Source organism: Mesorhizobium sp. IMUNJ 23033, from assembly GCF_044778005.1.
Lineage (GTDB): Bacteria > Pseudomonadota > Alphaproteobacteria > Rhizobiales > Rhizobiaceae > Mesorhizobium > Mesorhizobium amorphae_A.
This window is the reverse complement of the sequence record NZ_JBJACT010000005.1, coordinates 282306-295365: the sequence shown is the minus strand read 5'-3', so window position 1 is coordinate 295365 and position 13060 is coordinate 282306. Positions and strand designations below refer to the sequence as shown.

Below are 13060 nucleotides of genomic sequence, written 5' to 3'. Positions count from 1 at the left end.
GCTTCCTTTGTTCTATCCGCCGCTCAGTGCAGGCGGCCGCTGGCGTGCGCCAGCATGGTGTAGACCTTGCCGGTGTCCGACGTCAGATAGGTCTGCGCCATGATGTTGTCGCGGTCGTTGCGCGACACGTCCTTGAGCAGCTTCTCGAAATCGTCGCAGTAGCGGTCGACAGCGGCGCGGAACTCTGCCTCCGTCTGATACTTGCGGCGGATCTCGTCGAAGGTCTGCTGGCCCTTCAGCGTATAGAGGCGCCGCGTGAACACGTCACGCTCGCCACGCCTGTAGCGGTTCCACAGCTCGATCGACGCGTCGTGGTCGATCGCCCGCGCAATGTCGACGGACAGCGAGTTCAGCGACTCCATGACGTGAAGCGGCGAGCGCTGGGCCGGAGCGGAACGTTCCGCGGGCACGGCAGGCCTCGCATCCTCCTCACGCGATGCGCCGGTGAGCAGGTCGCGCACCCAGCCGCCCTGTGGCGTGCGGCCATTGGGGTCGCGACGCGGGCCCGCCTCGGCGGGGCGCTCGAGATCGAGCGTGCCGCGCAGCGTTGCACCGCCCAGCGGCACCTGAGGCGCCGGACGCTCCGGCTGCTGCGGCGCCGGCGGACGGCGCTGTGGCTCAGGCGCACGCGCAACGGGCGTCTGAGGCGCGGGGCGCAGGTTGCGCTGCTCCGAGCTGTCGCTGCTACCGCGGCCCGATTTCGCAACGATGTCCGACAGTTCCTTGAGCGCGTTGATCTGCTCGGATACGGCGCGGCGGATGGCCGAGGTCGATTCCTTGGCCTCTTCCGGCATCTCGATGACGCCCTTCTTGAGTTCGGCACGGGTCAGGTCGAGCTCGCTCTTGATCGAGCCGGCCGTACGCCGCATCTCCTCGGTGGCGTCGGCGAAGCGCTTGGTTGCTGAATCGACGACATCGGCAATGGCGGTGCGGATCTTCTCCGCCGATTCCATCGTCCGCCCCTCGGCATTCTGCATCGTCTGGCCGACCAGGTTCTCGAACGACCGCATCACCTTCTCGAGGTCTTCCGACTTCTTGACCAGGCCGACGGCGAGATCCTCCAGCGAAGACTGCCGTTCCAGCGTGTGCTCCAGGTTGCTCTGGGCCGAGCTCAGCAGGTCCGAAGCGGAAGACAGCAGCCTGCTGTGCTCGTCGAACTTGGTGGCGATCGAGGCGACCTCGCGCAAGGTGGCGGACGACAGTTCAGTGAGCCGCGTCGTGTTCGAATCGACCAGGCGTGCCGAGCTGGCGAAGGTCTGTGCGGCCTTTTCCGTCGTTGCCGCGAAGCTCTGCGTGCTGCCGGTAAGGCGTTCGTCGACCTGGCCGAGATTGAGCGCTGCCTGGTCGATCAGCTGACCGAGCTGCGCGCTGGAGGTGCTCATGCGGCCGATCAGATCGGCGACGCTTTCGGCGAGCGTCGAACGCGCGCCTTCGACCGCCGACAAGGTCTCGGCCGTGCGGCTGGCGAGCGCGTTGACGAGGGCCGCGTTTTCGCTGCGCAGCTTCTCGGTCGCCCGCTCGGTGACCTCTTCCATGCTCTTTTGCAGTTCCGAGCCGCCCTGGGCGAAGCGTTCGACCAGCGGCCGGGCCGTCTCGTCGAGGATCCTCGACATTTCGGCCGACCGCGCCGCGAGCATGGTATTGAGCTCGCGGGTGTTGGCGCCGATGGTCTTGGCCGCGTCGTTGGTGCTCTGGCCGATATGCTGACCGACCGCGGTGAAGGTTTCGGCGATCACGTTGGCGCGCGAGATGAGCTGCGCCTCGGCACCCGAAATCTGCTCATTGAGCTTCTGGCCCATCGTTTCAGCCGTGTGGGCGAGGCGGTTCTCGACGCCGGCGACCTGTTCCTCGACACGGGCGGCTGCCGCCGCCGCGCTCGAAGCCAGGCGCTCGTCGGCGCCGGCCAGCGCCTGCTCGATCTCGCGGGCATGGACGGCCAGGTCCTGACCGGTCTGGCGTGCACGGTCGGCAACGCGCTGCTCGGTGCTGGCAAAGGCGCCGACAATGGTCTCGGCGTGCCCGCCGATCGCAGTGCTGCTGTCGGCGATGCGCGACACCAGGCGCTGGTCCGCATCGTCGAAGATGCGGGCGATCTCGGATGCACGCGACGACAGCGCTTCCGACCCTTCGGCGATGCGCGAGAGCAGATGCTGGTCGGCGGCATCGAAGATGCGGCCAAGGTCCGTGGCGCGTGCTGCCAGCGCTTCGGCCGATTCGCCGATACGCATGCTCAGCCGCTGGTCGGCGCCTTCGAAGTTGCGCAGGATATCACCGGCGCGAGCCGCCAGCGACTGCGCCGTTTCGACAGCGCGGGCAACCAGCTTCTGGTCCGCCGCGTCGAAAGTGCCGGCGATCTCGCCGGCACGAGCGGCCAGCTGTTCGGCCGTCGCCTCGGCGCGAGCCAGCAGCGAGTTCGAAGTTTCGTCGTGCCGGGCAAGCAGCGCGCTGGTCGTGTCCTCGGTACGCGCAAGCAGCGCACTGGTGGTATCTTCCGCACGCGCATGCAGGCGGCGATCCGCCTCCTCGAAGGCGTGAGCGATGTCCTCGGCCCTGGCGAGCAGGGCGGCAGAGGTCTGCTCGGCGCGCTCGGCGATTTTGCGGTCGGCGTCGCTGAAGGCGAGGCCGGCCTGCTCGTGCAGGGCGCTGGTGACTTCCATGACCTTCTCGCGCAACTGGCCGGCGACGAAGACGGCGCTCTTTTCCAGCACGCTGCGAACACTGTCGACGCCGGTCGACAGCGCGCGCTCCATGGTTCCGGCACGCTCCTCGATGATGCCGGTCTGGCGGCTGAACGCCTGCTCGATCTTTTCGACGTCGGAGGCGATTGCCGCGGAGATGTCCGTGCTTCTGGCGGCGATCTGGTCGATGTGGCCGGACAGGGAGCGGTCGACGTCCTTGCGCGTGTCGGCGAGCTTGGCGAGATCGTCTTCCAGCGCGCGAGCCAGCATGTCGCGGCCTTCGGCCAGCTTGCCGACATGCCCGGCGATGATGTCGTCGACCTCGCCGCGGCTGGTCGCGATCTTCTGCAGGTCCGCCTCGAGCGCTCGCCTGAGGATATCGCGGCCTTCGGCCAGCTTCTCGACCTGGCCGGCGACCAGCCCGTCGATCGAGGAGCGGCTTTCCGCCAGTTTGGCGAGATCGTCTTCCAGGGCCTTGGACAGCGTCGAGCGGTCCTGCGCCAGCCTGTCGGAGTGGCTCTGGAGGAGGCCGTTGACATTCTCCAGATCGGCTTCCAGCACCCGTGCGAACTCCGAACGGTTTTCGGTCAGCTTCTGCGACTGGTCGGTGATGGCGTTCCTGATCGTGTTGAGATCGGCCTCCAGCGCGCGCTTGAGGATATCGCGGCCTTCGGCCAGCTTCTCGACCTGGCCGGCAACCAGCCCGTCGATCGAGGAGCGGCTTTCCGCCAGCTTGGCGAGATCGTCCTCAAGCGCTTTTGACAGAGTCGAGCGATCCTGGAACAGCCTGTTCGTGTGGTCGTCCATGATGCCGCTCACATTCCGCAGATCGTCCTCGACGACCTTCGACAGCGTCGAGCGATCCTGGACAAGCCGGTTCGTATGATCGGCGATCAGGCTGTTCACATTCTGCAGATCGGCTTCCAGGGCCTTCGAAAGCTGGCTGCGCTCTTCCGCCACCTGCTCTGAATGACCCGCGATGGCGCCCTTGATCGTATTGATATCGGCTTCCAGGGCGCGCTTGAGGATATCGCGGCCTTCGGCCAGCTTCTCGACCTGGCCGGCGACCAGCCCGTCGATTGACGAGCGGCCTTCCGCCAGCTTGGCAAGGTCGGCCTCGAGCGTCTGCGATAGTAGGCTGCGGTCGTCGGCGAGCCTGACGGAATGACCCTCGATCAGGTTCCTGATGCCCGACAGATCGCCTTCCAGCGAACGGCTGAGTTCGCTCCTGTCCTCGGCGAGTTTCGCGGAATGGGTCTCGATCAAGCCCTTGATGCCGATAATGTCGGTCTCCAAAGCCTTTGCGAGGACCGAGCGGCCCTCGGCGATCTTCTCGACCTGGCCGGCGACCAGACCGTCGATGCTGGCGCGGCTGTCGGCCAGCTTGCCGAGGTCAGCTTCCAGGGCACGCGAAAGAATGCTGCGGCCTTCGGCGAGTTTCCCGACGTGCCCGGCAACCATTTCATCAATGATCGTACGAGCTTGCACGAGTTTGTTGGAGTCATCATTCAAAGCCTGGGTAAGCCGGTTGCGGCCTTCCTCGAGCTGTTCGAGATGGCTGCCCAGCGAGGCGTCGATGGCGGCGCGCGATTCGTTGACCTTGCGCAGATCCTCTTCCAGCGCGCGCGAAATGAGACTGCGGCCTTCCGCCAGCTTCTGCACCTGGTTGGTCACGGCGTCGTCGATGCCGGCGCGGTCTTCCGCGAACCTGGCGAGGTCCGCCTGCATGGCCTCGGCCATACGGTCGCGGCTCTCGGCAAGCTTGCGGCTGTGGTTCTCGACGGCTTCCTCGATGCCGACGCGGGCGTCCGCAAGCCGCTGGATATCGCTGTCGAAGGAGCGCGAAACCACGTGCCGGGCCGCTTCCATGCGGCCGGCGAAATCGCTGGCGCGGGCTTCGAGCATCGACGAGGTTGACGAGATGATGTCGGCCATGTCGGCGCCGATCTGGGTCTTGCCCTGATCGATCATTGACGACAGCGCGTCCTTGCTCTCGGCGAAGGTATGGGCGATTTCGCGCGCGCGCTCGACCAGCGTCTCGTTGATCTGGCGGGCGCGGGCCTCGAGCGCGGCATTGAGCTTCTGCGTACCGGTGTCCAGCGCCTCGGCGCGGGTCTGGAATTCGCTGATCAGCGCCTGGCCGCGTTCGGCAAGGGTACGTTCGATGCCGTCGAGGCTGGCCTCGAATTCGGAGCTCAGCGTGCGCGCGGCACCGCCGAGCAGCGACACCATGCCGGTGGTGCGGTCGTCGAGCAGGTCGGTCAGCGAGCGGGTAAGGCCGTCGGTCGTGTCCGTCAGCTTGGCGATGCGGGTATCGAGCAGCGAAGCGAAGGCCTCGCCCGAGGTCGACAGCTTGTCGGTGATCGTATCGAGACGGCCTTCGACCGAATCGAAGATCGACATCGAGCTTTCGTTGATCCTGTCGATCAGCGTGTCGCCGGAATTGGTGATCGTCATCGACAGCTTGGTCGAGGCATTGAGGATGCTGTCACGAATGATGTCGCTGGCCGAGCCGATTTCGTCCCGGAGCGTCTCATGGGCGCCGGCAATCGAGGCGCGCACGCGCTCGGCGTGGGTAACGACCGCCTCGCGCTCGCTGCCGAGCCCGTCGACCAGCGAGCGGATACGCGCTTCATTCTCGGAATAGGAGCGCTCGATCTGGTTCACTTCGCTGTGGACCAGCGTCTCGAGCTCGACGGCGCGCGCAAGCGTGCGCTCGATGCCTTCGCCCATCGCCGCCACTTCGCGGCGAACGGCCTGGCCGATCATCATGACGCGATCCTGGGCAAGGTTTTCCGGCTCGGCGAGGCGGAACGCCACTTCCGTCATGGATTGCGCGGCAATGCGCATTTCCTGGGCGCGGCGCACCATGGCCGCGAAGGCCCAGAACAGGATGATCGGAACGATCGCGGCGACCGCCAGGCCGATCAGCTCGGGGCGAGCGAAGAACTGGTCGAAAGTGCGGATCTTCCAGATACTCGAGCCGAACAAAAGGTTCGCCAGGCCGCCGGCACCGGCGATCCAGGCCAGCGAAATGAACGCCACCACCCAATAGATCGTGCTCGATGCGCGCCGGTTGAGGCCGTGCAGAAGCGTCCGGTAGTCCTTCTGGCGGTCGTCATTGGCGGGTGTGAAGCCCGCCGGTTGCGTGCCGTTGCGGTTTTCCACCGGGCGCAGCTCGGCCGGCTTGGTCGTGGCCGAAGGCGTTCCGTTCTGGCTCAGATTCCCGTTCTGGCTCAGATTTGCGGTCTGGTTCAGATTGGCGGTCTGGCTTTGATTGACCACCGGCTCGGCTTTCTGGCCGCGCCCTTCGCGCGCCAGTTCGTCCGCCGCCTGCGAAATCTGCGCTTCCAGATCTTCCATCGACGCCGCCATATCGAGGCCGCCGTCGCCATCTCCGCTCAAATCGAGGTCGAGCGCTTTTTCAAGTTCCCTGGCTACGTCGCTGTCGAGATTACGTGTCGTCGTTGGTTTCTTCGCCATGCCTTCGCTACCCTGTACTAGCTGCCGAGGGACTTCTGATTTTGGCCTGATTCTGGCTTCTCTTATCCCGTGCAGGAGGCTGAAAATGGACCCTCGTATCGTAATGACACACAGGGGTAAAGAAAACCTGCATTCCTCGCGATACGTAAAACTTTAAATATAGGGTTAACGCAGACGTGATTTCGCCGCCTCCATCGCAACATTTTTCCGGGCCAATCATTAACCCGTTAGCTACGCGAATGGCCTAGATTTCCCGGCCAGTCAAACATCAAGGAGCTGCAATTCCCATGCGCGGCGAAAGCGGCATTGCCTTTTCCATGCCCGGCGGTGATGTGTCGGGAACGGCCCGGTCGCGGCCTGTGGATCTTGCTCATCTCGCGCGCCAGACGATGGGCGATCGCGGTCTTGAACAGGAGGTGCTGGCGCTGTTCGTGCAGCAGGCACTTTCCGTACGCGACAAGATCCTCGAAGCCGACGTCAAGGAAAGGCTGCTTCTGGCGCACGGGCTGAAAGGCTCGGCGCGCGGGGTGGGGGCCTTCGCCATCGCCGATTGCGCCGCAGCCATCGAGGGGCAGCCGGAGGACGTCAAAACCCTCGGGCGGCTTGGCGTGCTGATCGAGGAAGTACGCGATTTCATCGCCGCCATTAGCCGATAAGCGCAGCTCTCCAAAAAAACGTCACGAAGCGGCGCTTTCGCGCCGCAGTTGACTTGTCCGGCCAAGTGATTATCTCGGCTGGAACTCCCTTCAGGTGACAAATGACCAAGCTGACCTTCATTGCCCATGACGGCACACAATTCGACGTGGACGCCGAAAACGGCTCGACCGTCATGGAAAATGCGATCCGCAATGCCGTGCCCGGCATCGAGGCCGAATGCGGCGGCGCCTGTGCCTGCGCGACCTGCCATGTCTATGTCGACGAGGCCTGGACGGCTGAGGTCGGCGAGCCGGAGGCGATGGAGGAGGACATGCTGGACTTCGCCTATGAGGTACAGCCCAACTCGCGACTGTCCTGCCAGATCAAAGTCCGCGATGCACTCGACGGTTTGGTCGTGCGCGTTCCCGCCCGCCAGGGCTGATTTTCCCGCTCCAATCGATTTTTGCCTTGGCCGCTTGGCAGCGAGCCCATGCTCATGCAGTGTCGCGCGGTTTCCGAAACAAGGCACATGGCATGACCGAGACGATCAAGACGGACGTACTCATTGTCGGGGCAGGGCCGGTCGGCCTGTTCGCCGTGTTCGAGCTCGGCCTCTTCGACATGAAGTGCCATCTGATCGACATTCTCGACCGCCCCGGCGGCCAATGCGCCGAGCTCTATCCGGAAAAGCCGATCTACGACATTCCCGGCTGGCCGCTGATCACGGCGCAGGGCCTCGTCGACAAGCTGCTCGAGCAGATCCACCCGTTCAAGCCGGACTTCACCTACAACCGCATGGTCTCCAGCCTCGAAAAGCTCGAGGACGGCAGCTTCCGCGTCACCACCGACGAGAACGAGGTGTTCGAGGCCAAGGTGGTGGTGATCGCCGCCGGCGGCGGCTCGTTCCAACCCAAGCGACCGCCCATTCCGGGCATAGAACCCTATGAGGGCAAAAGCGTCTTCTATTCGGTGCGCCGCATGGAGGATTTCCGCGGCCATGATCTCGTCATCGTCGGCGGCGGCGATTCCGCACTCGACTGGACGCTGAACCTGCAGCCGGTGGCAAAGAGCGTGACGCTTGTCCACCGGCGCCCGGAATTCCGGGCTGCACCGGACAGCGTCAACAAGATGTATGCCATGCAGGAGATGAAGGAACTCGACTTCCAGGTCGGCCAGGTCACCGGCCTGACGGGCGCCGACGGCCAGCTTTCATCCGCGATCATCAAGGGACCCGACGGTGACGTCGAGGTGCCATGCACGCGCATGCTGCCCTTCTTCGGCCTGACCATGAAGCTCGGACCGATCGCCGAATGGGGGCTCAACCTGCATGAGAACCTGATCCCGGTCGACACCGAAAAATTCCAGACCTCGGTACCTGGCATCTTCGCCATCGGCGACATCAATTGGTACCCCGGCAAGCTGAAGCTGATCCTGTCGGGTTTTCACGAGGTGGCGCTGATGGCGCAGGCTGCCAAGCGCATCGTCAGCCCAGGCGAGCGCATCGTGTTCCAGTACACCACTTCGTCGACCAGCCTGCAGAAGAAGCTCGGTGTTCACGACTGAGGGTTGCTGAGGCCTTATTCCGCCAGCACTGGCGCCGCGGCTTCGTCGCGGCCGCGTAGCGGCTTTTCCGGCATCAGCGCGAGTGCGGCCAACGCCAGCACCAGCGTGACGGCCGCGACCAGGAAGATCATCACGAACGGCATCACCGAGGTGACCTGGCCAGCGGTCAGCGTGCCTTCCTCGGCAAGCGGCAAGCCGTATCCGAGAGCGACGGCGCCAAGCATGGCGACGCCGAGCGCGCTGCCCAGCGAACGCAGGAAGGTCAGCACACCGGTGGCGACGCCGAGATGCATGCGGTCGACTGCGTTCTGCACCGAGACCGTGGCGACAGGAAATGTCGTGCCCGTGCCAAGCCCGATTGCCATCGTCAGCAGCTCGACCACCAGCAGGGACGCATGTCCGGCGACGAAGCTGAGCAATCCCAGACACAGGATGGCGAAGGTCACGCCGACCATGGCGATTCGCTTGTAGTGGACAAAGCGCGGGATCATGCGCCCGCTGAACGTTGCGCCTGCGACGGTGCCGAGCAGCAGCCCGAGCATGGCGGTACCCGACTGGCTGACCGAGAGGCCGACGATCGATTGCAGGTAGACTGGCAGGTAGACGGCCAGGCCGATATTGGCGGCCTGCAACAGGAACATGGACAGCGTGCCGGCCCGAACGATCGGATTGGCGAGCACTTCGAGCGAGATCAGCGGTTCGGCCGCCCGCAGCAGGCGCAGCGCGAAAGCGCCCCAGAAAGCCGCCGAGCAAGCGACAAGCCCGAAGATTTCGCGCGATAGCCAAGGGTAGGCGCTGCCGCCCCAGTTCAGCGCCAGCAGCAGCAATGCCGTGGCGACCACAAGCAGCAGCGCGCCGAGCGCATCGATGCGATGGCGTTTGGCGGCAATCGGCAGCTTCTTCAGCGGCCTGTTGATGATCGCCATCGCCAGCAGGCCAAGCGGGATGTTGATCCAGAAGATCAAGGACCAGTGCAGGTGCTCGGCGAAGGTGCCGCCGAGCAGCGGCCCGGCGATGCTGGCGACCGCCCATGTCCCGGAGATCCAGGCGGCATAGCGCGCCCGCTCGCGCGGCGGCACGAGGTCGCCGATGACCGTTTGCGTCAGGGCGAACAGGCCGCCGCCGCCGGCACCCTGGATCGCCCGGCCGACCACCAGCACCAGCATATTCGGAGCCATGGCGCTGACCAGCGATCCGATGAGGAAGATGAGGATCGCGGCATAGATGGTCGGGCGACGCCCGTAGACGTCGGAGATCTTGCCGTAGAGCGGCGCCATGGCGGTCGCGGTCAGGAGGTAGGCCGTGACGATCCATGGCAGATATTCGGCATGGCCGAGCGCGTGCGCAATGGTCGGCAGGGCCGGCGCGACGATGGTCTGGTCAAGAGCCGCCAGCAGCATCGACAGGAGAACGCCGCCGATGATGGCGTTCTTCTCGGTTTCCGTCAGCGGCAATGCCGCTCCCATCGTCAGTCTGTCGACAGCCTGGTCCATTGTCCTGGTCTTTCATGGGTGTGCGGCGCGCTGCCGTGGGCGGCCGGCCTGGCCGGTCCGGTGCGTCTGCCGCGTCGATTGGTTATCTCGTGCTTCGAGGGTTCCGCGCTGCGAACCTGACATATGTCGTTCCGTATAGGCCGATTTCGACAGGGGCTCGAAAGTTTTTCCGGCCTGGCACTATGCTTCGGCGAAATTGGCTTGCGTCGTTTACGCTCATCACCGGGCGAAAATCAGGCCGGCGGCAACCGGCCTTTCTCGATGCCCTCGATCCGGTAGCGCAAGAGCCGCAGGATGCGGCTTTCGAAATTGACGCTCTCGACGCGATCGAACCGCAGCTGGTCCTGGTCATGCGCGGCGAGTTCAGCCGCCGTAATCGCGGCCGCCTTCGCCTTTGCCGCCGCGCAGGTCTTTTGCGGATAGCTCGCCTTCAGCGCATCCTCGAGTTGCTTGCCATGGTTCTTGGCAATCTCGACATGGCGCTCCTCGTGGCGCTTGATGTCGGCCGACAACGTGTCCCAGAACAGCCGCACATCCGGGCCTGCCTTGCGCGAACGGCGCCATTCCGGAAGGATCACCTTGACCTTGACGGTCACTATGGCGTCGGCGATGCGGCAGGAGCCCGGCTTTTCCGCATAGCTGACGCGGGTGGTGAACGCCATTTGCGTGGCGCCGGGATGCCTAGACCCGGTGCTCTTCACCTGCGGTCCGTTTTTCGAAAGCTGCTTTTCGATATCGTCGAGCGTGCGGCCGCCAATGGCGAAGTAGCTGTAGGTCTTGACCAAATTGGCCGCACCCGCCGGCAAGGCGGTCAAGGCGAGCATCAGGGCGCAGAGGAGGTGTTGTTTCATCAGGTTGCCTCTTTAGCCACCTTGCGTTACGGCCGTGCCCGGCGCAACGGATTTGATTTCCGGCGGATCAAAGATGGTTGATGGGCGATGACGACAAAGCGGTGGCAGCTGGCGCACGGACGTCATCTCGATCTTGGCGGCAAGGCCGTGGTCGTCGGCATCCTCAACGTCACGCCGGACAGTTTTTCCGATGGCGGCCTGTTCGCCTCCCGCGAGCAGGCAGTGGCCCAGGCGCGCCGCATGGTCGAGGAGGGGGCTGAAGTCATCGATGTCGGTGGAGAATCGACGCGGCCAGGCGCCTCTCCCGTGACGATGGAGGAAGAGCAGGCCCGCGTGCTGCCGGTCATCGAGGCGCTCGCCGGGCTGGGCGAGGCATTGATTTCGGTCGATACCTATCGCGAGGACACCGCCCGGCTGGCTGTCGCCGCCGGCGCGCACATCGTCAACGATGTCTGGGGCCTGCAGCGCGAACCGGGCATCGCCCGCGTTGCTGCCGAAACGGGGGCCGGGCTGGTCATCATGCACACCGGGCGCGACAGGCAAAAACTGCCGGACGTGATCGAGGACCAGTTCTTCTTTCTCAGGAAATCGCTGGAGATCGCGCATGCCAGCGGCGTTGCCGACGCCCAGATCGTGCTCGACGCCGGCTTCGGCTTCGCCAAGGAAACGGCGGAGGAAAACCTCGATCTGATGGCGCGGTTTTCCGAGCTGGCGGCACTAGGCTATCCGCTGATGGCCGGTACGTCGCGAAAGCGTTTCATCGGCAACGTTACCGGTCGCGACGCGATGGACAGGGCCGCGGGCACGGCGGCCACCAGCGTTATTTTGAGGCTCAAAGGCGCGCACTTATTTCGCGTCCACGATGTCGCAATCAACGTGGACGCTCTGGCCGTCGCCGATGCTATGCTGGCGCGCGAAATTCCGGGAAGCTGAGCCATGTACGTCATCCGCATGAAGAACTGCGCCTTCTTTGCCCGCCATGGCGTGCTGGACGAGGAGGAGACGCTTGGCCAGCGCTTTTATGTCGATGCGGCTTTGACCGTTGAGCCCGGCCGCGCGCTGGTCGACGATTCCATCGACGATACAGTCAATTACGGCGTCGCCTTCGCGGTCATCGAAAAGATCATCACCGGGCAGCGGCGCTTTCTGATCGAGGCGCTGGCGCTGGAGGTGGCGCGGGCGCTGACGGCGCGGTTTCCGCAGATCAAGAAGGCCGAGATCACGGTGCGCAAGCCCAACGCGCCGGTGCCCGGCGTACTCGATCATGTCGAGGTGACCGTTGTCTGGCCAGAATAACACCGTCTATCTCAGCCTGGGCGGCAATCTCGGCGATCCGGCGAAGTCGATGGCGGCCGCGCTGCGCATTCTGGACGGCGACGACAAGACACGTGTCGTTGCGGTCTCCTCGCTCTACCGCACGCCGCCCTGGGGCAAGCTCGACCAGCCGGATTTTCTCAATGCCGCCGCCACGATCGCCACGACGCTCGCGCCGCGGGCATTGCTCGAGCTTTGCCTCGATGCCGAACGCCGGCTGAAGCGGGTACGCGAGGAGCGCTGGGGGCCGCGCCTGATCGACATCGACATCCTGGTGTTCGGCGACCGGATCATCCACGAGACGGGCCTGGAAGTGCCGCATCCACGCATGCTGGAGCGCGCCTTCGTGCTGGCGCCACTGGCCGAGATCGCGCCGGACCTTGCCGTTGGCGGCAAGAGCGTGTCGGAGCGGCTGAGCAGCGTCGATACGGCAGGCATAGAGAAATTGCCGTCGGGCCGGGACTGGTGGCTGGCCTGACGTCGCCCGAGATCAGCCGGAAAACCCGCCGCCATCGAGGAACGCCTGTTCCTCCTGCGTTGTCTCGCGGCCAAGCATCTTGTTGCGGTGCGGAAAGCGGCCGAAGCGCCGAATGATGTCGCGGTGCTCGATCGCATATTTTAGATCGTCCGGTGCCCTGGCGGTGGTGAGCTCCACCGCTTTGTCCTGGTCGGCGAGAAGCTCCGAATGCTCATAGGGCAGATAGAGGAAGACCCGCAGGTTTTCCTCGAGCAACAGGTCGTGGCCAGCGGCGATGGCCTTGCTGGCGAAATGCCTGGCCAACTCGTCGGTCGCATACATATGGCCGGTGCCGCGAAAGCAATTGCGCGGAAACTGGTCGAGCAGGATCATCAGCGCCAGCGATCCCTCGGCATGTTCCGACCAGGCATCGCATTCGCGCCGCGCGGCGGCGTAGTGCAGGTCGAGAAACCGGGCGCGGAAGTCGGTATCGAAGGCGTCGTTCTTCTCGAACCACGCATCTTCGCCGGCATCGCGCCAGAATTTGGCGACGGAGAGCGCCCGCTTGTCCAGTTCGGTCATTGC

General features: G+C 64.6%; 10 protein-coding genes. 6 read left to right on the top strand and 4 right to left on the bottom strand.

Annotated features, from left to right (window positions below):
- Positions 1–23: 23 nt before the first annotated feature.
- Positions 24–6161, bottom strand: coding sequence for a kinesin (locus ACFX5Q_RS08650; RefSeq protein ID WP_404277011.1), 6138 nt, complete (start codon positions 6159–6161; stop codon positions 24–26).
- A gap of 287 nt (positions 6162–6448) precedes the next feature.
- On the opposite strand from ACFX5Q_RS08650, the gene ACFX5Q_RS08645 reads away from it, so the two are divergent.
- The 3 genes from ACFX5Q_RS08645 to ACFX5Q_RS08635 all read left to right on the top strand — a co-directional run bounded on the left by ACFX5Q_RS08645 (position 6449) and on the right by ACFX5Q_RS08635 (position 8360).
- Entirely contained in the window at positions 6449–6817 is a 369-nt protein-coding gene (locus ACFX5Q_RS08645; protein ID WP_006206095.1) for an Hpt domain-containing protein, read from the top strand.
- A 101-nt stretch (positions 6818–6918) separates the two neighbouring features.
- Positions 6919–7239 (top strand): 2Fe-2S iron-sulfur cluster-binding protein, encoded by a 321-nt coding sequence (locus ACFX5Q_RS08640; RefSeq protein WP_006206096.1) that lies wholly within the window; start codon positions 6919–6921, stop codon positions 7237–7239.
- A 92-nt stretch (positions 7240–7331) separates the two neighbouring features.
- The gene (locus ACFX5Q_RS08635) at positions 7332–8360 is read left to right on the top strand and encodes an NAD(P)/FAD-dependent oxidoreductase (RefSeq protein WP_006206097.1); all 1029 of its coding nucleotides are present in this window, start codon (positions 7332–7334) and stop codon (positions 8358–8360) included.
- Between the two features lie 14 nt (positions 8361–8374).
- Here the strand turns inward: ACFX5Q_RS08635 and ACFX5Q_RS08630 are convergent, their stop codons facing one another.
- Both ACFX5Q_RS08630 and ACFX5Q_RS08625 read right to left on the bottom strand, forming a co-directional pair.
- Positions 8375–9853 carry an MDR family MFS transporter gene (locus ACFX5Q_RS08630; protein WP_404277009.1) on the bottom strand — a complete coding sequence of 493 codons (1479 nt, stop codon included), beginning with the start codon at positions 9851–9853 and terminating at the stop codon, positions 8375–8377.
- Between the two features lie 233 nt (positions 9854–10086).
- A complete protein-coding gene (locus tag ACFX5Q_RS08625; RefSeq protein WP_404277008.1) occupies positions 10087–10704 on the bottom strand; it encodes a DUF922 domain-containing Zn-dependent protease in 618 nt (205 codons plus the stop codon).
- Positions 10705–10791: 87 nt separating this feature from the next.
- On the opposite strand from ACFX5Q_RS08625, the gene folP reads away from it, so the two are divergent.
- The 3 genes from folP to folK are packed head-to-tail and all read left to right on the top strand — an operon-like array spanning position 10792 to position 12496.
- The gene (gene folP, locus ACFX5Q_RS08620; protein WP_404277006.1) at positions 10792–11637 is read left to right on the top strand and encodes a dihydropteroate synthase; all 846 of its coding nucleotides are present in this window, start codon (positions 10792–10794) and stop codon (positions 11635–11637) included.
- A gap of 3 nt (positions 11638–11640) precedes the next feature.
- The gene (gene folB, locus ACFX5Q_RS08615) at positions 11641–12000 is read left to right on the top strand and encodes a dihydroneopterin aldolase (protein ID WP_006206102.1); all 360 of its coding nucleotides are present in this window, start codon (positions 11641–11643) and stop codon (positions 11998–12000) included.
- Complete coding sequence (folK, locus tag ACFX5Q_RS08610) at positions 11984–12496, top strand: 2-amino-4-hydroxy-6-hydroxymethyldihydropteridine diphosphokinase (RefSeq protein WP_404277004.1); 513 nt, start codon at positions 11984–11986, stop codon at positions 12494–12496. Before folB ends, folK begins: the two co-directional genes overlap by 17 nt.
- A gap of 12 nt (positions 12497–12508) precedes the next feature.
- Here folK and ACFX5Q_RS08605 read toward each other — a convergent pair whose 3' ends face one another.
- Positions 12509–13057: a DUF924 family protein gene (locus ACFX5Q_RS08605; RefSeq protein WP_404277003.1), complete on the bottom strand. Its 549-nt coding sequence runs from the start codon at positions 13055–13057 to the stop codon at positions 12509–12511.
- Positions 13058–13060: the final 3 nt, after the last annotated feature.